This window comes from Psychrobacter immobilis (assembly GCF_904846175.1).
In the GTDB taxonomy this organism is placed as follows: Bacteria; Pseudomonadota; Gammaproteobacteria; order Pseudomonadales; family Moraxellaceae; genus Psychrobacter; species Psychrobacter immobilis_E.
In genome coordinates, this window is sequence record NZ_CAJGZM010000002.1 from 249,876 (window position 1) to 271,117 (window position 21,242).

Here is a 21,242-nt window from a genome sequence, read left to right on the forward strand (position 1 = left end):
GTATAAATTTTCCTTGCTTGCTGTTATCACAGAGGCTACGAAAAATTCATCCCAGTCGCACTGTATCGATTTTAAAGTAATTCTACTATAGCTGGTTGATACTGCCAGTGCCTAAGATTGATACTTAACAATCTCTATCAGTCTACTTGATTTAAAACTTCAACATTCACTTCTCTACCTATTTAGACCATGCGGCTTTATTTAAGCCAGTGTGGTCTAAATCAGCATCTTCTAGAATAGTATTTTCTAACACGATTTTCTCTAGAATAGTGTTCTGTAAAACCCAGATACATACCAGCCCTTCACATTGCTGTATTATTTCTATAAAATACCGACCGTGTGGTTTCTTTTGTACGGTAGATAACTGTATCCTTATAAAACTGCTTTTTGAGCTTAGGATAAATAAATAATCCATATCTTTCGTAAAGCTGAAACTCCACAGCTGCGTCTTAGTATCACTAATGAAAGCTTATGACGAGCTTGCAAGAGTCATTATTTTTCAAGTGCTTGGCGCAAGATATTTAATAAAGACTGGTTATACGGTGTTAGTTGCTATCACTAGCATTGTCAAAATTGTCAGAATTATTGATGGCATAGGAAGCGGCAACAGTAGCAATAGTGGCGACAAACTTATTCTCAAACTCTTTGGTGCATGAACATCGAGATAAAAATGAAAACAGAAAATGCTTATAAACGTAAAAAACAGCCAGAAATCGTACGTCGTGCGCTGCTTGATCAGGCAGCACGCATCACGCTAGAGCAAGGGTTGTCTAAAGTTACCTTTCAAGCGGTGGCTGATGCAGTTGGCGTGACCAAAGGTGGGGTGATGCATCATTTCACCACCAAGAATGCTTTGATTTTGGAAGTATTCCATGACGCGATGAAAAAGTTTGAGACAGAGGTCGATACGGCAATGGCCAAAGACCCAGTGCCTTACGGTTCGTTTACCCGTGCCTACATCAATGCCACGATTAGCTTGGGCGAAAAAGGGCAGGAAGAGTTTGATAATCAAGCAACCTTATATGTATTGATGTTGGCGGACAGTGAGCTGCGCAAGCTGTGGGCTGAGTGGTCAAATGCGCAATTAGATAAGCATAAACCAACTGATAATACTGAAACGCTATGTATGGTGCGTCTGGTCGCTGATGGTATTTGGCTCTCTGATTTTTCCGGCATTAATATATCCGATAAAAAATCATTACGTGAGCGTTTGCTAAAAATGACCCAACCTGAGCATGAGTAAAACGCTAGTTTTCCTTTGATTCAAAAACAATGCTTTAAATGCGTCGCTTCAAGCGTTTATCAAAGAAATACTTAAAGAAACACTGAAAGAAAATATTTTAGAAATAGACGATATAAATTTTTTTAAATACTTAACCCATGACGACATTATTTGGTATTGGCTTTTGATAAAGCCTTTACCAGTCGTCGATAGGAGAACCTATGACAGCTACAAATATTGATTCAAAAACAGAGCTGAACAACTTAAAAGACATCATCGATTTAGAGCAAATACAAACCGCTTATATCAACGGTCGTTATTTGGCTATCGATGAATCCTTAGCGATTTTTGAAGATATTAATCCGGCGACGGGTGAAGTGCTAGCAACCATTCAGCAAACAACTAATGAGCAGATTAATGAGGCGGTAAAAGCGGCGCAAAAAGGCCAAAAGGTTTGGGCGGCAATGACAGCGGTTGAGCGCAGTCGCATTTTATTAAACGCAGTTGCCATATTGCGCGAGCGTAATGATGTGCTGGCATTGCTCGAAACCAAAGATACGGGTAAAGCGCTCTCTGAAACCAAATATGTCGATATCGTCACCGGTGCTGATGTCGTTGAATATTATGCGGGTCTCGCACCAATGCTTGAAGGTCGTCAGATTCCGCTACGTGATACTAGCTTTGTTTATACCCGCCGCGAGCCGCTCGGCGTAGTAGCAGGTATTGGTGCATGGAATTATCCGATTCAGATTGCGATGTGGAAGGCAGCGCCAGCATTAGCCGCTGGTAATGCAATGATTTTCAAACCATCAGAAGTCACACCGTTAACGGCACTAAAATTGGCAGAAATCTTCACAGAAGCAGGCTTACCAGACGGCGTTTTTAATATTGTGCAAGGGGATTATCAAGTCGGCGAAGCATTAACCCAGCATCCTGATATCGCTAAAGTATCGTTTACCGGTGGTGTACCAACGGGTAAAAAAGTCATGGCGAGTGCGGCATCATCGTCTCTTAAAGACGTGACCTTAGAGCTTGGTGGTAAGTCGCCACTGATTATATTTGATGATGCGGACATCGATACCGCCGCTGATATTGCGATGATGGCGAATTTCTATAGCACAGGTCAGGTCTGTACCAATGGCACACGCGTCTTTATCCCGAAAGCCTTACAAGTCAAGTTTGAAGAAGCTATCTTAGCGCGTGTCAAGCGTATCAAGCTTGGCGATCCGATGGATGAAAATATTAATATGGGTCCATTGGTTAGCTTCCCGCATATGGACAGAGTGCTTGGCTATATCCAGCAAGGAAAGGAGGGCGGCGCGCGTTTATTAACGGGTGGTGAACGTATCACGACAGGCGAGCTTGCCAACGGTGCATTTGTCGCGCCGACCGTGTTTACAGATTGCAGCGATGATATGACTATCGTACGTGAGGAAATCTTTGGTCCAGTAATGTCAATATTGACGTATGAGACGGAAGAAGAGGTCATTCGCCGTGCCAATGATACCGAATACGGCTTGGCGGCAGGGGTCGTGACTACAGACCTAACCCGCGCGCATCGCGTGATTGCGCAGATTGAAGCCGGTATTTGCTGGTTAAATACCTGGGGTGAGTCTGCAGCGCAAATGCCAGTTGGCGGTTATAAACATTCAGGTATTGGCCGCGAAAATGGCATTGAAGCCCTTGAGCACTATACGCAGACTAAATCTATCCAAGTAGAGCTGGGTAAGTTTGAATCGGTATTTTAATCAGTTGCATGGTAAGAGTTTTAAAACAGTAAGGTTGGCGTATTAGGAATAATTTGTCCTTTTACACCGCATTACTGATATCAAATGATGGATTTTTTAATATTATGGAGCGTTTTATGACATCAACCACACCTGAATATGACTACATCATCGTTGGCGCAGGTTCAGCAGGAAATGTGCTGGCCACCCGCTTGACCGAAGATGCCAACATTAAGGTGTTGCTGTTAGAGGCGGGTCGTCCGGACCATCGCTTAGACTTTCGCACACAGATGCCAGCGGCGCTCGCGATGCCGTTACAAGGAACCACTTATAACTGGGGCTATAAAACCGATCCCGAGCCGTATATGAACAACCGTGTTATGGACTGTGGTCGCGGCAAAGGACTGGGCGGCTCATCACTGATTAATGGGATGTGCTATATCCGTGGCAATGCGTTGGATTTTGACGATTGGGCCAAAATCAAAGGTTTAGAAGACTGGACCTATTCAGACTGCCTACCGTATTTTAAAAAACTAGAAGATAGTGACGCTGGTGAGAACGACTATCATGGCGTCGGCGGTCCGGTTGAAATAACCACCTCCAAGCCAGGTGTCAATCCGCTATTTGAAGCGATGATTGAAGCGGGCGTGCAAGCTGGCTATCCACGTACGGATGATCTAAACGGCTATCAGCAAGAAGGCTTTGGGCCAATGGATCGTTTTGTGACGCCAAATGGTCGCCGCGCATCAACAGCGCGCGGTTATCTTGACCGTGCTAAACCGCGTAGCAATATCACCATTTTAACGGCTGCATTGACTGATGTGATTTTGTTCGATGGCAAACGTGCTGTGGGCGTTAAAGTCGCACATCAAGGTCAAACCAAAAAATTCTATGCGTCTCGTGAAGTGATTGTATCTTCTGGCGCGATTGCCTCGCCGCAATTATTGCAACGCTCAGGCATTGGTCCTGGTCAATGGCTTAAAGATTTGGGAGTCAATGAGATTCTAGATTTACCAGGGGTCGGTAATAATCTACAAGACCATTTAGAGCTGTATATGCAGTATGAATGTAAGCTGCCGGTCTCGATTGCGCCCGCCAATAAATGGTGGAATAAGCCGGCGATTGGTGCTGAATGGCTATTTAATGGTACAGGGCTTGGGGCGTCAAATCAGTTCGAAGGTGGCGGTTTTATCCGTACCGATGAGAAGTTTACTCATCCTAATATCCAGTATCATTTTCTACCGTTAGCAGTGCGTTACGACGGTCGCAGTGCGGTGAAATCTCATAGCTTCCAAGCACATGTGGGCTCATTGCGCTCGCCAAGTCGCGGTCGCGTCAAGCTGACCTCGAAAGACCCAAGTGTGCATCCGAGTATCTTATTTAACTATATGTCGCATGAGCAAGACTGGCAAGAGTTCCGCGCTGCCATGCGTATCACCCGTGAGATTATGCATCAGCCAGCACTTGACCATTATCGTGGTCGTGCTATCGCGCCAACCGATGATTTGGTGACCGATGCGCAGTTAGACGAGTATGTCCGTAACCATAGCGAAACGGCTTATCATCCGTCATGCACCTGTTCGATGGGCGAGGGCAATGATTCGGTGGTTAATGGAGAAGGGCTGGTACACGGTACCGATGGCCTGCGCGTCGTCGATGCGTCAATTATGCCAAATATTATCAGTGGTAACCTGAACGCAACCACCATTATGCTGGCCGAAAAAATCGTCGATAAGATGCGTGGCATACAGCTACCACGCTCGACGGTAGATTATTACGTTGCAAATGGCGCACCGCTCAGAGCCGAGCCGATGCGCGTTTATAAATCTGTTGTTTGAAAGACTGTCTAAATCAGTATCTAAACGATTGTTTAAGAAACTGAGCAAACTATTAAACAATAACTAATATAAGACAATTTCAAAAAAGAAGGCCTTTCACAGTAAAGGTCTTTTTTATCAGCGCTCATGTTAAGCAGGTCGAGCCTTTAAGGCGGCCTCTGTTTAGCGTTTGCTTTGCTATGTTAATAACAGTTTATATATAGCAAATCTTATTTATTGGTACTGCTTTGTGCGTCATGCGGTGATACATATTTCATCTGGCTATCAGTCATAAAACTATGACGGACAAAGCAATATCAGACCCTGTTTAATTTACCTATTGAGGTCTTTTATGTACAGCTCGCCATCAGAAGATGCGACGAAACCCCTGACTCTAAATAAGACGGTTTTTTTAGGTTCAGCTATTATTTCTATTTTATTGATTATCTGGACGATTGTGTTTCCAGATTATAGTGAGACATTATTAAGCGCCAGTATGGCATGGGTATCAGAAAGCTTTGGCTGGTATTACATGCTGGTGGTTGCCGCTTATAGTATTTTCGCCTTGTTTGTTGGTTTTTCTAAATACGGCGATATCAAGCTTGGGCAAGACCACGAAAAAGCCCAGTTTCCCTTTTTAGCATGGGCGGCGATGTTATTCTCCGCTGGTATCGGCATTGATTTATTGTTCTTTGGTGCCTCTGAGCCTTTGATGCACTATCTAACGCCGCATACTGGTTTAGAGTCTGCCAGTGCAGAAGCGATGCGTGAAGCACTGTCGCAGACCTTTTTACATTGGGGTCTACATGGTTGGGGTATTTATGCACTAATCGGTATGGCATTGGCGTATTTTGCTTATCGTAAAAACATGCCGTTGGCACTACGTTCACCACTGACACCTATCTTTGGCGAGCGCTTAATAAAGGGCTGGCTTGGTGATGGTATTGATACCTTTGGCGTCGTCTGTACACTGATGGGTATTGCCACTAGCTTAGGTATTGGCGTATTGCAGGCCAATGCCGGCTTGACTCATGTTTTCGGTATCGAATCTAGCAAAATGGTGCAGAGCTTTATTATCTTAGGCGTGGTTATTGCTGCAGCTATCTCTGCCATGACGGGCGTTGAAAAAGGCGTACGCCGTTTATCTGAATTTAATATGCTGTCATCAATACTGCTACTATTGGCAATATTGGTGCTGGGTAATACGGTTTATTTGCTCAATACCTTTACCCAAAATATTGGTCAATATTTCCAAACCATTATTTTTAAGACCTTTGATGTCTATGCTTATGATGGTACGGCTGGTGCCGAATGGAAGTCAGGTTGGACGATATTTTTCTGGGCATGGTGGGTCGCTTGGGCACCCTTTGTAGGATTATTTATCGCGCGTATTAGCCGTGGCCGTACCCTGCGAGAGTTCGTCTTTGGTGTGATGTTTATCCCACTTGGTTTTATCTTTGCATGGTTCTCTATCTTTGGTAATTCAGCGATAGATTTGGTCGCCAATGGCGCCACCGAACTTGGTGAAATCGCCGTTAATGACGCGGCGATGGGTATGTTTGCCTTGTTTGAATACTTCCCTTATAGCGATATTTTCTCATTAGCAGGCGTGATTATTGGACTGATATTTTTTGTGACTTCCGCTGACTCAGGCGCTTTAGTCCTTGCGAACCTCAGCTCAAGAGGTATGACCAATGATACCGACGCACCTGTTTGGTTACGTTTATTTTGGGCGGCAGCTACAGGTTTGATTACTCTGGGTCTATTATTTGCGGGTGGTTTTGCCTCGCTACAATCCGTCTCTGTGATTGCCGGTTTGCCGTTCTCTCTTATTTTAGTGCTTTACATGATGGCTATGTGGAACTCATTAAAAGAAGAGGGCAATAAGCGCAAAGCCAGTACCGTTGGCACGGCAAACGTGCTCGATAGTGGTAAAGGTTGGAAAGCGCGCTTGCAACGTATCGTTAGCTTCCCCAGTCATAAACAAGTCGAACGTTTTTTACAAACGGTCGTTAAGCCTGCTATGATTGAAGTTGAAAAAGAGCTAAAAGATGGTGGTCTTAAAACCTCATTGGATATCCGAAATCTGGCGAGTATCGGTAAAGATATAGATGCTGGGATGGATGAAGATGACGGTCAGATAGATGGGGTAAAACTGCGCGTCGGTCATGGTGATGAAGATGATTTTATTTATGAAGTCAATCTCATCAAAGCTGAGCGTCCGAACTTTACACTTAATACTTCAAGCAAGCAGGCCGAGTTTTATTACCGCGCTGAGGTATTTTTAAGTGATGGCTCGCAAGAATATGACTTAGTTGGCTATACTAAAGAGCAAGTGCTGGTCGATATTTTGCATCAGTATGAATGTCATATGCAGTATCTCCATTTAGAACGTTAATTCATTCATCAAATCATTCATCAAATCATTCATCAAACGCTAGTATATTGTGTGCTACATTTTAAATATTTGATTAACAATTTGGCAAGAGATAACCCCATAAGTTGCATGCAGCTTATGGGTTTTTTTTGTATAAACTGATTCAATGAATAGTGAATTTAATGAGAAATCTAGTGATAAATCTAATAATCAATGATTGAGCGACAGCAGTTGTCGCGCGGCTTATTTTAGCCTCTTTATTTTCATCAGGTTTTATATTATAGTTATTGAGTCAGGCAAAAATAACATGACAAACCGTTAACCCTCGGAGCGCAACGCTTCACTTCTTAACTGAGTTGTCTTTAGCAAGCATTTTTAATAATGTCCTTTGAACAATGTTATTTTCGTTTATTCCCAAACCGCTTCGCCTGCAAAAATCCAAACCTAAGCCCCAAAAAATATATTGATTGATAATCATAAACACTGAATAGAAAAATGCTCTTCAATTTTCATTTTTTAAGAGTAATAACGATAAAAAGTAGCTTTACGATAATGCAAAACTGCGGCTAAAAACCAGCTAAGCATAAAACTTATACGCAACCAAACTAATTAACTTATTCTACTTTATAGCTAATGATGTCATTTAACCAAATGGCAAATAGACTCGGCTGGCTTAAAATTGCGCTTAACAAAAACCAAAAAATAAGAAAGCAAGAAAAAAAATACGAAAAATACTGCAACGAGCAAACTAAAATCAAAATAATAAGGATATGACGATGACAAAGTTAACGTATCAATTTGAGCAAAAACGGATAGACAATGTGCAGTGGTCGCATGGCGCAAAACTGTCTGGAATAACGGCACTGGCGAGTGATGAGAAAGGGCGCGTACGTAAAAGCCCATTATTTTATCTTGAGACGGTTTCAATAAATAATTATGAAGATGATGTGTATTTTGTAAATAATACTGATGACACACTGAGTTTTGTCGCGCCGTTTAGGCTGTGCCGGAACATAGATGAAGCGAGGGCTAAGCTTGGTGATGTCAATGTTGAAAACGTGGAAAAAGTAAAACTTTATAGCGATGATATGGATAGTTTATACACGGACATTTTACCCAAGCAAGGGGTGCTTATTGGCAGTATTCATATCATTTATGATAGCGATGCGCTGATGCAGTGGTTTATCAGTGTGCCTTACAAGGGCATTGATACGCATTATGGTATTTGGCAGTTTAATGTGGTGGAGAAGGGCGGTATTGGCGGGTCTTATCCACTACTTTGGGAGAATTTTAGCAAGCCCTCGCACGTAGTGAGTAGTGAGTGTGTGACTGAGCATGATGAGATGCCGATAGAGCCTGCACTTTATGAGGAGCGCTGTTGGGTGTTAGAGCAATTTATCGATCAGTATGGTGTGGCTGAAGCCATATTTATATTGGCCATTAATGATGTGCTCTATCGCTATTGTGTGGGCTGGAGTGCGCCCTATAATGAGTCTGATATTCAGGCAAAAGATATTGCGCGTAAATTAAAAGAGCAAAAGCCAAAAGATGCTGAGGCGGTAAAAGCTATTGTCCAAGCCGTTTATGATTTTTGGTTTGATAAAGGTTTTGCAAAGAATATCTCAATGCAAGCTTGTGCAGAGATTTTGAGTTTATACCAAGCGCAGATAGCCAATCAAAAAGCGGTTTAAATAATTGGCCAGATTAATAACAATAAATCTAAATAATAATGAAAAAAGGAGAAAGCTATGATGTTTCCTATCGAAAATAACGGCACGTTTTTACTGTTTTTCCATGGTCTCGATTCGAGTTGCGAGACCAGTAAATATACTTGTATTACGCGTGAGCCAAAATATTGTCAAACGGTCAATTATCGAGATGATTTTGTAGAAATATTTGAGATTTATGACGCTTTAATTCAAGAGAAGATGCATGAGTATCCACGCGTAGTATTGGCAGGGCACTCGCTTGGTGGTTGGTTTGCCAATCATTTTGCCCACAAATATAACTTGCGGGCGCTATTGATTGCGCCTTGTATTTATCCAAGTGAGGTTTTAGCAGATCGTATTCCAGCAGTGGCGGATATGAAATTGTCTTTTCCGACCTCAAACTCTGAGATGGTACGAGTCATGGTGGAAGTCGACGATGAAAGCTTAGATGTGGCGGTCGCTAAACGAACCTTAGTCAATCTGCCTGATAGCTGGGAAGTCGATTATTTTGACGGCGGTCATCACCGTATCGCCCGTAGCAGTGATATTTGGTATCACTTGGTACATTTGTGTGAAGACCCTATCGTTTGGATGGATGAGGCGACGTATCATGGTGAAGACTGAAGCGCGTGCTCAACCTAAAAGAGTAGACAATCTGAAAAAGCAGGTATTTAAGGGTAAACAAAAAGCCCTGTTAAAGAATAAGTAAACATATCAGTATTTATTTTCTATCAGCTGATGTGCTATCATCATTGAGTCCTTCATCGTGGGTTTAACAGTTTTGTCATTGCCATTCGCTATTGCAAATTATCGTAATTGCAATGGGTGGCGGCGTACAAACCTTGCAACTTCCAGCACGATATAAAACAATCCTGGTAAAGCGCATGAGCCTGTACTCCGACATCCTCATTTGTGCCTGATTTTATAATTTTTCGTCGGAGTTATAGGAATCTAAGGTCTTCACTATCATGAGCCAATCTAGCAATCCATCCAAATATACTCGCCGTTATCAGCCGTGTCATCCTCTCGCACAATACGTCATCGCTCAAATAGATACGTTAGAATATCGTGCGCAAGATATTGTCAAAGCCATGGGTTACCCTTTAAAACATACCATGCCTGCCTGTGAACGCTTACGTCATGTGTTGTCTAATAAACATATTGGCCTTGATGGCAGCTATAGAGATAAATACTTTACCGCCGATGAGTTTTTAGCCAAGCTATTTTTGGTGCTCGATTTGCCTTATGAGCCATTTGCAGAAGATATCGCCCAGATTAAGGATGAGATAGCACAGGGTTCTAAGCCGCAACCTCAATATCGTTTACACGCCGATGTTGATTTTAATTTTGATGGTAACGCAAATTGGTTGTCTCGTTGGGGCGCTTCACTTTGGACTCATGTAGATTTGCCAATTGGATTTGCTAAACTAGAGGAAGCTGCGCGTAAAAGCATTATTAAAGAGCGTATCCGCACGCATTATCAAGAGCGTGGGGCTAATGTACCGTACGATGGCACTATAAAAGGCTATCGCTTGATTATTGAACTGCAAGATAAAGAAGTCGAGAGATTCGAGTACGACTTACCAAAATCTAAAAGTGTTTAATAGCCTAAGCAATATTAATTTTATAATCTTATAATTCTAAAAAACCGCCTTTATAATGTTTTAGATTAAACACAAGTCTTACTACTTTTTATGATAGTGAGGCTTTTTGTATGGTGTGAACTTAATTAACATCACTGATCTTAACGCACTATCTTTTTAAGCATCAAACCTACCATTGAAGGCAACTACTGGCATTGCTATCATGAGCAAGCAAAGGGGCTAATACAATCATTTTTAAAATCGAAACGTGCCTTTATAATAAATAATAGCTTTTACCTATAAGGCTATTAACTTTAATCAAACTGCGAAACACCTCTATGACTCCCTCTTATCCTTGTCTTTACTCTTTTCGTCGTTGCCCTTATGCCATGCGTGCCCGACTTGGCATACTGTTTGCCGAGCTGCAGGTGGAGCTGCGCGAGATAACGCTGAAAAATAAGTCGCCACAGATGCTAGCGATTAGCCCAAAGGGTACGGTGCCTGTTTTACAGCTTTTAGACGGGACAGTGATTGAAGAGAGTAGAGAGATAATGACATGGGCGCTTGCGCAGCAAGATTCGCAAGGATTGCTTAATGCAGAGACTTTGCTTGAAGCGAATGCGCTGATTGATAAAAACGACAATGAGTTTAAATATTGGCTTGATCGCTACAAATACGCCGACCGTCATCTCGAGATGAGCCAAACAGAGTATCGACAACAGGGTGAAGTATTTTTACAGCTTTTAGAGGAGTTATTAACTAAAAATTCTTATTTGTTAGGGGGGAGCATAACCATCGCTGATATTGGTATTATGCCTTTTGTCCGTCAATTCGCCCATGTAAATCGCGATGTTTTTTACGATTTACCTTATCCAAATTTACAGCGCTGGCTACAAGACTGGCTCTCCCATCCGCTTTTTTTACAAGCGATGACTAAGTTCCATCCGTGGCAAGAAAAAGATGACGTGGTGGTTTTTCCTGCCGCTTTCATCAACCGTCATTAGTGCTATGATAAAATCTCTCAATTAAATATAAGGGGTTGCCATGACCGTTGATCTCAATAGCCACTACGGCTTGAATGCTGCTCACAGTGAAGTCGTAGAAGCGTGCCAAATTATTGAACCGTGCAATGCGCTGGACATGGGCTGCTCAAATGGGCGCAATGCTTTGTATCTTAGCCAACTTGGATTTAATGTGACGGCGATAGATGCCAATCCTAGCGCTGTAAATATGTTGCAAGATATTATTAAACAAGAAGCGCTGACAAACATCAAAGCTGAAGTATACGATATTAATCGTGCCAGCCTTGATGCAGATTACGGTTTTATCAGCTGCACGGTTACCCTTATGTTCCTTGACCCTACTCGTGTTGCTGCGGTTATTGCCGATATGCAAGCGCGTACGCTGGCTGGGGGTTATAATTTGATTGTTTGTGCCATGAGCACGCCCGCGTATCCATGTCCCGTTAATTTTCCATTTACCTTAAACGAAGGTCAATTGCGCGACATGTATCAGGGTTGGGAGTTGATTAAATATAATGAAGATGTCGGTACCATGCACAACGGCGCGCAATTACAGTTTGCGACCATGTTGGCACGTAAGCCCAGTTAAACAATGTTAGACAATTCTAAGCAGTCATTTTTGCTTAAGCAATTCCGTAAAGTCGTCAATAAAAAGGTGGTTGACGTTATAGTAAAAATAGCGCTAACTACCTTTTTTATGGCTTAAGCATAATAACGTTCAAGCACTTATCTCTTAATAACACCACTGCAAGCCATTATTATAAAGCGTGTTAAGCAAAAAATAATATCCCTTTATGAAATACTGCCGCTAATGGGGTATCATAATCATCCTAAAACTAATCATAAAGCTTTTAAGAGACTGTAGACAGTTCTATCCAATAGCGCAGAAAACTTATATTAGAATGCTATTTTGAACGACCTTTTTTATATTAAACTGACTATATTGAAAAAAACTAGCTATAGAATACTAGTTATGAAAACACATTTATACCAGACCATTGATAATTGAGAGATAAGGCAAATCGTAATGCAACAAACACAGAACCCTATGGAACAAATGCAAAGCGCGGTAGAACACAGACCGGTATTTATGCCTAGGGTCAATAGCGAAAATTTGGTCAAAACGGACATGGTGCGATTTGAGCGGCACGTGGGGTTTGCAAGTAGACAAAAGAAAAAATCTATCAATGATATGCATCAAGTCATTCGCAAAAAATATGGCTTTAGTCATGTCTTGGAGCTATCTAGTAAATCTGGCAATAAACTGAGTTTTCCGCTCAGTCCATTAAGCTTAAAGCTAACCAATGAACATGATGGTCAAGCGTATAGTGTCGAAAACGCCTTTCAGAGCAGCATGATTTTTGAGGATGGTGGCCCTTATACTGACTTGCTGACAGTGCCGCCAAGACAAGCCAAAAAGGATGAGCGTTTAATAACCTCAGGTGAACTGATTGGCTATAATTATTTTGGCATGGAATGGAGTGTAGAGCCATTGACTACATTTTATGACTGGCTGTATGTCAATGCCCTAAAGCAAAATCCTCAGCTGCATGAGGCAGTCATGCAATATCAAGCTTTTACCGATCGTGAATTTAATCCTAAGAAATCTATCCATTGTGCGGCTTATGCACTGGCGCTGTTTGTCGCACTCAATAAACGTGGGTTGCTCGATAATATTGAAGATCCAACGGTGTTTTTTAACTTATATCATGATTTTAAAGTGAGTAACACCGAGCAGCTTTTGGAAGAGGGTTGGGTCTAAATGATTTATAAAGCAAAATTCTTATATATCATCAATGAGCTTTAAATCACGTAGAAATTATATAGAAATCACGTAGAAAGGTTTCAACTTTTTATTTAGCATAGCTCACCAAAAACCAGATTATAAAAAAAGCACCGAACCTTAATGGCCTTGTGCTTTTTTTAGCTCAGTTTTTATTTCTAGTCTAGATCAGACGTTTATAGCAGCTCTCTACGCAGCTGCGCAGGTGTCTTAGGCGACAATAAGTTAGGTGCGACGTCGAGTACGGTTTTCGCTCCAGTCTCACCTGCCAAGTTCATTTTATAGGCGGCGCGGGCATAGGCCACGAGCACACTAGAGGTGAACTCAGGGTTGCTGCCCAGCTTTAATGAGAACTCTAGCACTTGGTTATTCTGCTCATTATCCATACCGCTCACGCCACTGCGAATAACAAAACCGCCGTGCGGCATCTTTTGATGATCACGCTCAAACGTTGGTTCGTCGATAAAATGCACCTTGGTATCGTAGTCAGTAAAGTAATCCGGCATAGTCACGATGGTTTTGCGTACATTATCGGCATCAGCACCATCTGCTAACACAATATAGCATTCGCGGGTGTGCTTCTCGCGGGTGCTTAGCGTTGGTTGCTCGCCATTCCGTACCCGTGCCATGGCAGATTCTGATGGAAGGGTATATTGTACGCCAGATTTCACGCCATCCACGCGGCGTACGGCATCTGAGTGCCCTTGGCTTAAGCCCTTGCCCCAAAAGGTGTAGGTTTTACCAACCGGTAAAATGGCTTCACCGTATAAGCGGTTGATAGAGAATAAACCGGGATCCCAGCCAACAGACAACATGGCAACTTTGTTAGCTTTTTTGGCAGGCGTATCAAGCGCTGCAAAGTATTCAGGAATCCTAGCATGAGTATCAAAGCTATCGACGATATTAAATAAAGCAGCCAACTTTGGGCCTTGCTCAGGTAAATCAGACTTTGAGCCACCACATAAAATCAGCACGTCTATATCATCTTTGTATTGAGCGACATCGTCCATCGCGTACATGGGTACGCTGTCGTCAATTAGGGTGACGTAGGCGGGATCTCGGCGGCTGAATACGCAGACTAATTGCATGTCTGGACTTTGCTTGATGGCGGCTTGGACGCCGCGGCCGAGGTTGCCGTAACCTGCGATGGCGACTCTAATTACTGGTATCATTATGATTAGCCTTACGTTGGTGGAGCGGACAGTCACTTACTGCTGATGTGGCATGTATCAAGTAGCATAGCTATATAATTCATATGTATTATGCAATAAGGGTTTGCAGTAATCTGCCCTGTAATAAATTGATGGTCTATATAAATGGCATCCATTTTAGATGATTATTATTGCAAGTGATAGAGCGCTGTCATACTAAATTTGAGATGTGTTTAAGGATGTATTTTACATAATATTAACGGCTCAATGAGTAGCTAAGTTACTTTCGGTGATCAGAAATAGGTTTTTGGCCATCTCTCCTAAAATAGACACTGAATTTCCTATATAATGTCAGTCATCTCATTATTTATAATACATTCAATTCAGTCTTTTTTTTTAGCACAAAAAGCTTTTTATTAGGTGAAAATGGCACTTTATGTTTAACACTTCCTCGACTCGTTTAAATAAATACATTAGCGAAAGCGGTATTTGCTCTCGGCGCGACGCTGACCGTTTTATTGAACAAGGTAACGTGTACGTCAATGGCAAGCGTGCTCAAGTAGGCGCGCAAGTGATTGCTGGAGATACGGTAAAAGTTAATGGGCAGCTTATTGAGCCACGAGAAGCAGATGATTTCATTTTTATTGCGTTGAATAAGCCAGTGGGCATCGTGAGTACCACAGAAAGCTCCGAGAAAAACAATATTGTTGATTTTGTTGGACATAGCGTACGTATTTTCCCAATTGGGCGTTTGGATAAAGATTCCCAAGGTTTAATATTTTTAACGAGCAATGGCGATTTGGTTAATAAGGTTTTACGTGCGGGTAATAATCATGAAAAAGATTATGTGGTGACGGTAAATAAGCCGATAACGGATAATTTCATTGAAGGTTTAGCAGGTGGTGTGCCTATTTTGGGGAGAATGACGAAAAAATGCCCGGTGACTAAGGTGGCGCCTACCGTGTTTAATATCACGCTAGTACAGGGTTTAAACCGTCAAATTCGCCGTATGTGTGAGCATTTTGGCTATGAAGTCATGAAGCTTGAACGTACACGGATTATGAATGTGAGCCTTAAGGGTATTCCGGTTGGAGACTGGCGAGATTTAACCCCAAAAGAGTTATCTGCTTTACTTAAATCTATAGAAAGTTCTTCCTCGGAAGACAATACTGCGGCTAAGAAATCGCGTAATACGCCACGAAAAAAACCGGGTACTGATACCCCGACAAAGTCAAAAGTATCTTTAAAATCAACGGATGCAGCAAAGGGGAATGCTAAACATCCCAAAGATGATGCTAGAAAACCAGCGGGTTCTAAAGGTAAAGATAGGCGTCCCTTTGGTGATGGTAAGAAGTCTGCTGGCAATGGAAAACCTGCTGCCCGTGGCAAGCGTCCTGCAAAAGGTCGAGGTTCTTCGCGGTCATCAAAAAGATAGACTGATGTGTAGTGGCAACGACACTCAAAAGTATCGATTCTCATCCAAATTGTAGTCCCTGTGTAGAGAATAATTTTGATGTAGTAGTACAGTCAAGTAGGTTAGTAACCAAACTAAGCAGTGATATAATACTCTGATAATCGATATTTTATGAAGGGTTTACATTATGGCTCGTACCGCTAGCGCACTACACATTTTAGTAAAAGACAAAGAGCTGGCTGACGATATTATTGCCAAGCTTAAAAAAGGCGCGCAGTTTGATGTGCTTGCTAAGAAACACTCCACCTGTCCATCAGCTAAAAAAGGCGGCAGCTTAGGTGAGTTTAAAAAAGGCCAAATGGTACCGGCATTTGATAAGATCTGCTTCAACGGTGAACTCTTTACCCCACATTTAGTAAAAACCAAGTTTGGCTGGCATGTGGTTAAAGTGCTTTACCGGACGTAAGCCTTAGGTTCTTTAGTAGCACAGAAGCCTTAAACTATTTTTAATAGATGATATATACAAAAAAGCCAGACAACTAAGTTGTCTGGCTTTTCTTGTGATCAATACTTATTTTTGTCTGTCTATCCACTACAAAGCATGCTCACATATGATGCATAACCAATTAGAGTTTGCACACATATAAGGAGTGTATGCACGTACTACAATCGGGCAAGCATAACTGCAGTATTCACATACAACATCGTCTAAGTAGCCTTACCACCTATACTACTCAAAAATCGACTGACAGCTTCTGATACACCCGAGAGAATAGGCTCACTAACATCCAGTTGTTCCAATGCTTTTAGGTGTGCAATACTATCGGGCAAAGTTTTTAGACCGTTTTGATAGAGTCCAAGACTTTTCAATTGATTTAAATTGCCTATCGAGCTTGGCAGGGTGATTAGATCAGAACCACGCACGTCTAATTTTATAAGGTTTGTTAAATATCCTATACTATCAGGCAAAGCCTTTAAACACTCATTAGCACACAGTTGAATACTTGTGAGCTTGCTTAGATTGCAAATAGAGTCTGGTAACTCCTGAATCTGCGTTCCTCTCATATCAAAACTGGTCAGCGATGATAGATTACCGATCTCATTAGGAAGCTTCTCTAAGCTTTTTGAAAAGATATTAAGCGATTTAAGATTCTTTAACTTACAAAGTACTTTTGGGAATTCGGTAAAAGAGCACTTCATATAAACTAGCGTCTCTAAGCTATCTAATTGAGCAATCTCTTCTGGTAGTTCATTAAAACCTCTTAGCCTAAGGTACTTTAGGTTTTTTAAATGGCCGATAGCGCCAGGTAATGGCTCAGTAGACTCACTTTCGCTTTGTAATACTGATTTATTAATATAGCTATAACTTGTGGATTTTCCATATCCCAAATCCAGTCGCTCTAACTGGCGTAATGCTTCAGGTTCACGAGGTACAGTGCTGTCTCCTATATCATGGTTATCAATCCAGTCCCATATCTCTGTCATCCAGTCTTCAACGCGCGTATCTTGATTGTGAGTGGCGTTGTTATCTTGGTTGGTTTTATCGCTATATGCTGTCATAAGGTTACCTTTTAATAATCGTTAAATGAGGTGAATGCATTCAAATTTTTAGTGGGTTTTATTGTGATGTGTCAAACTTCAAAGTCGTTGGGCACAGTAATAAAACCAAGGTAAGCCATATTTTTAACATAGCTTGATCTATCAGTAACTGAAACTGATAACATTTTATGAAGCTGTTTGAAGGGTTGGCTTAAAAAAGCAGGAAAGCAGAAAGCTCTCATAAGACTCAGTAGCTGAGTATGAGAAGAATATTTTAGAAGTATGAATTTTGGAATCAATAGACTAGAAGTAGTCATAAAGAAATCTCCTGTTGCTCTGTCTGTGCCAAATTAAAACGACACAGTCACCTTACAGAGCGAAAAGGAGTTGTGCGTTTTACCAGTCTTTGTTTTTCATCGCGCTGGAAGTAGCCGTAAACCCACGATTTTTTTTAATCATAACAATCTGTTTAGCATTTGTCAAAAGTGACATTAAGCTATGCTGAAGAAATCTTAGAGAATAACAATATCTTAGCGACTGCAAAGCAGTGAGGCATAGCAATGCAAACCTTATCTAACTGGCAGAATAAAGCGAATGAAGGCTATTGTATTGTGTCAGCATGCTGAGTCTTTAATATTACTGGGGCAGTCTGTTATAAGTATTTCCATTAGGGCAGTCTATTTTAAGTGGTCTATCAAGAGATTTAAAGAGTGAAATGACTGGTTCTGTTGAGATATAGATCGCCAAGACAGGTGTGGTTTGATTTTTGTCGTCAGGCTGCGTCATCAAAATTTCTGGAGTTCAACTGTACGGATTTGACAGCAGGGATCAATTGTTGGGACAACGCGCCAACTGAACGCTTCTTCAGGGGCTTTAAAACAGGGTGGATGCCAAAGGGCGGTTATGAGGATATTACTGAATCTAAGATCGCCATCAGTAATTATATGTGGGTTTATTATCAATCCGTAAGGCCACACCGTTTTAATGGTTGTTTAACACCGCTAGAAAAAGAGAAACGTTACTTTAATCAAAACCTCTTATCAGGTGTCCTAAATTAGTTGACCACTACATTTTACTAAAATAAATAAAAATCCACTAATGCTAGTAATCTTACCAATTTCTAGCTCAAATATTTTTATTTTCTAGATCTCATTTGTAGGATTCTGATTTAATCCATAATTTCTAAATAAAACATCAAAGGGTAGTGTAGGAATTAGCCTATCAGCCTTATATGTCACTCAATACATTTAATTAAGTTTACGTAACAATATAAAACATTTGTGTTATATTATGAGAGTAATAAGAAGTTACGACGAATGTCAATTATTGGAGCGGTAATGAAACTTACTTACTTTTTATCTTTAGCTTTTTTAGCCTTGCCATCTCTTGTATCTACTAGCGCACTAGCGGCACCTGGTTTTTCAGATGGTATTAATGTCTATACCAGCCAAGACGGTGGTGTCTATACCACTACTTGGACTGCATATCCTATGACAATAGAGAGCTATACAGGCGCTAATCTTAAAAAGCCAGATAATCTGCTGATTGCTTTAACAGCTGATGGCAAAACAAGCTCCTTTAGAGGAGTTTTAAACATTAGTTGTTCAAGTCCAATAAATTCAAACATAGTAAGTGATGCAGATTATAGAAGCTTAAAAGAAGCGATGGCTGATTACACACTACCTCGCCCTGTAGTGAACAACCTCTTTGCCAAATTCTGTAAATAGCTATTACCATTTTATTAAGCCATTAACAGTTGTCCATATAAACAATGGACGACTTTTTTTGTTTGTCTAGCAGATCCATAGGTTTATGAGTTTAAAGCTGCAAAAGCGCTCGGTACATTAATGAAGATTTATTCGTAACCATTATCCTTTGCTAAAGACTGACTCTTCTTCCTATAGCACTTCAACTTATTTTCTAACAACATTAAGAGCTTAACTATGAAATCAGTTCATGTTTTATCATTGGTGGCTATAAGCAGTATTATTGCGTTATCTGGCTGTGCGGACAATAAAAAAGCAGAATCAACTCAAGAAGCTACTACGGAAGATTCGGCTGTTGTCGAAGTGGATGCGGTAGAGCCAGTAGTTGCTGAAGAAGAGGTCGTTGTTATTGAAGAAGTGGTTGTCGAAGAAAAAAACCCGCCTAGATTTTCTAGGGTTACTGATTATCTCGCTTTAAATCCCAATACTGATTGGCAGTGGGAAACGCTAGCTGGAATACCTGGTGTGCGAGAATGGCGAAATAAAACACCCACTTTAGATGGAGATACTAACTATTCCATCATTGGTGATTTAGATGATCATAGCCATGTTGCAGCTTATGGTACTAAAACAAAACCAAGTTTAGTTAATATTAGTTCTGGTCAGGGCATAGCAGAAGATGAAACAACAAGCGCCGTTTATAAGCTTGAAGATCTATTTAGAGAAAAAGAATTAACGCGTGTGGAGTCTAATTGTGATACAGACGAAGACTTTTCTTTTTCCCAGCATTTTTACAAATGGCAAAAAGAAGGCTATCAGCCTCTTTATGTTCTTACAATGACAGATGAAGGAAATTCCGGTACATCTAAAGATTTTGGTATCGCTAAAAGCTTTGAAGAGTTTTATAAGCCTGAAAACAGAGATATGTATCCTAATTTAATAGCTTCTGATGATGATGGTAATGAAATAACTTGTACTTTTGAGCTCTAATATTTATTCAATATTTTGAACGCTAACGAATTAAATTATAAGATATATACTTGCTTTTAGTTATCCTACTAAGCTGTGCTGAAACTAAAGTAATAGATAGTACTTTCGATAGAGGTATCAACTTTACCATGATATGTTTTTCAGTATTCTACAGCAAAGTATGTTGGCATCCTAAGATAGTTAGTAGTTTATAGATAGCTTTCAAAGATATAGGCAGTAGAATTTATTTAAGATAATTTAAATAGATTTTTAAAAATTAACACCAATTAAACAATCATAATATAAGAGTAAAGAGAAATGAAAAAATCCTTAATGATTTTGGGTATTGCGTTTTTAGGTCAAACAACTATTGTAAACGCTGCCACAGACTGGACACCGTATTTAAAGCCAATGTTGTTAGGATGTGATGAGGATCTTCAGTATACCGATATACCCAATCGCTACAAGGCTTCAATTGCCAGTAAAAAAGTGAAAGGTGATAACAATGATGAGCGTGACGAAATTATCATTACTTATACTTTGAAAGATTCCACAGCATTCGGTATGCCTTTGGTAAAGATTGAAGTACTATCAGGTTACGAATGGGGACATTTAACACTATTTTTTAAAGATAATAAGTTCAAGACTTTACGTCCAAAATTCAAACTACCAAAAATTAATCCAGTACACATGAAGGTGCTAGAAAATAATGCCAGTGGATATGAAGTAAAAATGTCAGATGACCAACGGAATAGATCGTTGATTTTCAATACAAAACAAAAAACTATCACCTGTGATTGGTAGAATTGCTATTTTGAACGATTAATGAAGAGTAAGTTTGAGGATGAAAAAAGTATCATTATGCTCAAGTCTTTATATTAATAAGCTTATCTACATAAATCAGTAGATTTAAGAAAGCCTCAGAACTTCATCATATACAAGTTTTGAAGCTTTCTTAAATGCAATTTCATTAGAAATTTACTACTGTTTTACTTAGATTGTAAAAATATCTACTAAGACTCACAGGTAACATTTTTGAACTGCCCCGACTTTATCGGAGGCTGATTAACTTAAGTTAGGCATCGGTGCGTGACAGGACTAAACTAACATAATACTATTTTTCAAACTCGAAAGTTGGCACATAACTAATCTTGCTATGTAGTCGTTTTTTGTTAAACCAGTCTATCCATTAGAGGGTTGCCAGTTCAAAATCGTTAATATCA

Annotated in this window: 18 protein-coding genes; 16 read left to right on the top strand and 2 right to left on the bottom strand. The window is 40.6% G+C overall.

All coding sequences use genetic code 11. From position 1 onward, the window contains the following. The first annotated feature begins 461 nt into the window (after positions 1–461). The 11 genes from JMW39_RS03595 to JMW39_RS03645 all read left to right on the top strand — a co-directional run bounded on the left by JMW39_RS03595 (position 462) and on the right by JMW39_RS03645 (position 13,219). Positions 462–656 carry a hypothetical protein gene (locus JMW39_RS03595; RefSeq protein WP_201543910.1) on the top strand — a complete coding sequence of 65 codons (195 nt, stop codon included), beginning with the start codon at positions 462–464 and terminating at the stop codon, positions 654–656. A gap of 14 nt (positions 657–670) precedes the next feature. Continuing rightward, on the top strand, positions 671–1,243 hold the full coding sequence (locus JMW39_RS03600) for a TetR/AcrR family transcriptional regulator (protein ID WP_149489153.1): 573 nt from the start codon (positions 671–673) through the stop codon (positions 1,241–1,243). 200 nt (positions 1,244–1,443) lie between these two features. Continuing rightward, positions 1,444–2,970 (top strand): betaine-aldehyde dehydrogenase, encoded by a 1,527-nt coding sequence (gene betB, locus JMW39_RS03605; protein ID WP_227679223.1) that lies wholly within the window; start codon positions 1,444–1,446, stop codon positions 2,968–2,970. A gap of 116 nt (positions 2,971–3,086) precedes the next feature. Then, positions 3,087–4,787 carry a choline dehydrogenase gene (betA, locus tag JMW39_RS03610; protein WP_201543919.1) on the top strand — a complete coding sequence of 567 codons (1,701 nt, stop codon included), beginning with the start codon at positions 3,087–3,089 and terminating at the stop codon, positions 4,785–4,787. Between the two features lie 331 nt (positions 4,788–5,118). Continuing rightward, positions 5,119–7,164 (top strand): choline BCCT transporter BetT, encoded by a 2,046-nt coding sequence (gene betT, locus JMW39_RS03615; RefSeq protein ID WP_201543921.1) that lies wholly within the window; start codon positions 5,119–5,121, stop codon positions 7,162–7,164. 755 nt (positions 7,165–7,919) lie between these two features. Continuing rightward, positions 7,920–8,834, top strand: a complete 915-nt coding sequence (locus tag JMW39_RS03620; protein ID WP_201543923.1) for a hypothetical protein — start codon at positions 7,920–7,922, stop codon at positions 8,832–8,834. Between the two features lie 57 nt (positions 8,835–8,891). Beyond that, positions 8,892–9,476 (top strand): alpha/beta hydrolase family protein, encoded by a 585-nt coding sequence (locus JMW39_RS03625; protein WP_201543925.1) that lies wholly within the window; start codon positions 8,892–8,894, stop codon positions 9,474–9,476. A gap of 344 nt (positions 9,477–9,820) precedes the next feature. Next, complete coding sequence (locus JMW39_RS03630) at positions 9,821–10,456, top strand: hypothetical protein (protein WP_149489158.1); 636 nt, start codon at positions 9,821–9,823, stop codon at positions 10,454–10,456. Between the two features lie 317 nt (positions 10,457–10,773). Next, on the top strand, positions 10,774–11,439 hold the full coding sequence (locus tag JMW39_RS03635; RefSeq protein ID WP_201543927.1) for a glutathione S-transferase: 666 nt from the start codon (positions 10,774–10,776) through the stop codon (positions 11,437–11,439). A gap of 40 nt (positions 11,440–11,479) precedes the next feature. Continuing rightward, positions 11,480–12,046, top strand: a complete 567-nt coding sequence (gene tehB / locus JMW39_RS03640; protein ID WP_201543929.1) for a tellurite resistance methyltransferase TehB — start codon at positions 11,480–11,482, stop codon at positions 12,044–12,046. A gap of 459 nt (positions 12,047–12,505) precedes the next feature. Then, on the top strand, positions 12,506–13,219 hold the full coding sequence (locus JMW39_RS03645) for a DUF6977 family protein (protein WP_201544287.1): 714 nt from the start codon (positions 12,506–12,508) through the stop codon (positions 13,217–13,219). A 197-nt stretch (positions 13,220–13,416) separates the two neighbouring features. On the opposite strand, the gene JMW39_RS03650 is transcribed toward JMW39_RS03645, so the two are convergent. Continuing rightward, the gene (locus JMW39_RS03650; RefSeq protein ID WP_201543931.1) at positions 13,417–14,412 is read right to left on the bottom strand and encodes a diaminopimelate dehydrogenase; all 996 of its coding nucleotides are present in this window, start codon (positions 14,410–14,412) and stop codon (positions 13,417–13,419) included. Positions 14,413–14,827: 415 nt separating this feature from the next. Here JMW39_RS03650 and rluF point away from each other — a divergent pair, with 415 nt between their 5' ends. Both rluF and JMW39_RS03660 read left to right on the top strand, forming a co-directional pair. Next, positions 14,828–15,826: a 23S rRNA pseudouridine(2604) synthase RluF gene (rluF, locus tag JMW39_RS03655; protein WP_201543933.1), complete on the top strand. Its 999-nt coding sequence runs from the start codon at positions 14,828–14,830 to the stop codon at positions 15,824–15,826. Between the two features lie 166 nt (positions 15,827–15,992). Next, complete coding sequence (locus tag JMW39_RS03660; RefSeq protein ID WP_201543935.1) at positions 15,993–16,271, top strand: peptidylprolyl isomerase; 279 nt, start codon at positions 15,993–15,995, stop codon at positions 16,269–16,271. 242 nt (positions 16,272–16,513) lie between these two features. Here the strand turns inward: JMW39_RS03660 and JMW39_RS03665 are convergent, their stop codons facing one another. Further along, on the bottom strand, positions 16,514–17,365 hold the full coding sequence (locus JMW39_RS03665; RefSeq protein WP_201543937.1) for a leucine-rich repeat domain-containing protein: 852 nt from the start codon (positions 17,363–17,365) through the stop codon (positions 16,514–16,516). Positions 17,366–18,681: 1,316 nt separating this feature from the next. Here JMW39_RS03665 and JMW39_RS03675 point away from each other — a divergent pair. From JMW39_RS03675 to JMW39_RS03685, 3 genes are all read left to right on the top strand, one after another. Beyond that, positions 18,682–19,071 (top strand): hypothetical protein, encoded by a 390-nt coding sequence (locus JMW39_RS03675; protein ID WP_201543940.1) that lies wholly within the window; start codon positions 18,682–18,684, stop codon positions 19,069–19,071. A 216-nt stretch (positions 19,072–19,287) separates the two neighbouring features. Further along, a complete protein-coding gene (locus JMW39_RS03680; RefSeq protein ID WP_201543942.1) occupies positions 19,288–20,040 on the top strand; it encodes a hypothetical protein in 753 nt (250 codons plus the stop codon). A 297-nt stretch (positions 20,041–20,337) separates the two neighbouring features. Continuing rightward, positions 20,338–20,823: a hypothetical protein gene (locus JMW39_RS03685; protein WP_201543944.1), complete on the top strand. Its 486-nt coding sequence runs from the start codon at positions 20,338–20,340 to the stop codon at positions 20,821–20,823. Positions 20,824–21,242: the final 419 nt, after the last annotated feature.

Excerpts from the sequence above, each read along its gene's own strand:
- JMW39_RS03595 (WP_201543910.1), top strand. The coding sequence starts at position 462 with ATGAAAGCTTATGACGAGCTTGCAAGAGTCATTATTTTTCAAGTGCTT.
- JMW39_RS03600 (WP_149489153.1), top strand. The coding sequence starts at position 671 with ATGAAAACAGAAAATGCTTATAAACGTAAAAAACAGCCAGAAATCGTA.
- betB (WP_227679223.1), top strand. The coding sequence starts at position 1,444 with ATGACAGCTACAAATATTGATTCAAAAACAGAGCTGAACAACTTAAAA.
- betA (WP_201543919.1), top strand. The coding sequence starts at position 3,087 with ATGACATCAACCACACCTGAATATGACTACATCATCGTTGGCGCAGGT.
- betT (WP_201543921.1), top strand. The coding sequence starts at position 5,119 with ATGTACAGCTCGCCATCAGAAGATGCGACGAAACCCCTGACTCTAAAT.
- JMW39_RS03620 (WP_201543923.1), top strand. The coding sequence starts at position 7,920 with ATGACAAAGTTAACGTATCAATTTGAGCAAAAACGGATAGACAATGTG.
- JMW39_RS03625 (WP_201543925.1), top strand. The coding sequence starts at position 8,892 with ATGATGTTTCCTATCGAAAATAACGGCACGTTTTTACTGTTTTTCCAT.
- JMW39_RS03630 (WP_149489158.1), top strand. The coding sequence starts at position 9,821 with ATGAGCCAATCTAGCAATCCATCCAAATATACTCGCCGTTATCAGCCG.
- JMW39_RS03635 (WP_201543927.1), top strand. The coding sequence starts at position 10,774 with ATGACTCCCTCTTATCCTTGTCTTTACTCTTTTCGTCGTTGCCCTTAT.
- tehB (WP_201543929.1), top strand. The coding sequence starts at position 11,480 with ATGACCGTTGATCTCAATAGCCACTACGGCTTGAATGCTGCTCACAGT.
- JMW39_RS03645 (WP_201544287.1), top strand. The coding sequence starts at position 12,506 with ATGGAACAAATGCAAAGCGCGGTAGAACACAGACCGGTATTTATGCCT.
- JMW39_RS03650 (WP_201543931.1), bottom strand. The coding sequence starts at position 14,412 with ATGATACCAGTAATTAGAGTCGCCATCGCAGGTTACGGCAACCTCGGC.
- rluF (WP_201543933.1), top strand. The coding sequence starts at position 14,828 with ATGTTTAACACTTCCTCGACTCGTTTAAATAAATACATTAGCGAAAGC.
- JMW39_RS03660 (WP_201543935.1), top strand. The coding sequence starts at position 15,993 with ATGGCTCGTACCGCTAGCGCACTACACATTTTAGTAAAAGACAAAGAG.
- JMW39_RS03665 (WP_201543937.1), bottom strand. The coding sequence starts at position 17,365 with ATGACAGCATATAGCGATAAAACCAACCAAGATAACAACGCCACTCAC.
- JMW39_RS03675 (WP_201543940.1), top strand. The coding sequence starts at position 18,682 with ATGAAACTTACTTACTTTTTATCTTTAGCTTTTTTAGCCTTGCCATCT.
- JMW39_RS03680 (WP_201543942.1), top strand. The coding sequence starts at position 19,288 with ATGAAATCAGTTCATGTTTTATCATTGGTGGCTATAAGCAGTATTATT.
- JMW39_RS03685 (WP_201543944.1), top strand. The coding sequence starts at position 20,338 with ATGAAAAAATCCTTAATGATTTTGGGTATTGCGTTTTTAGGTCAAACA.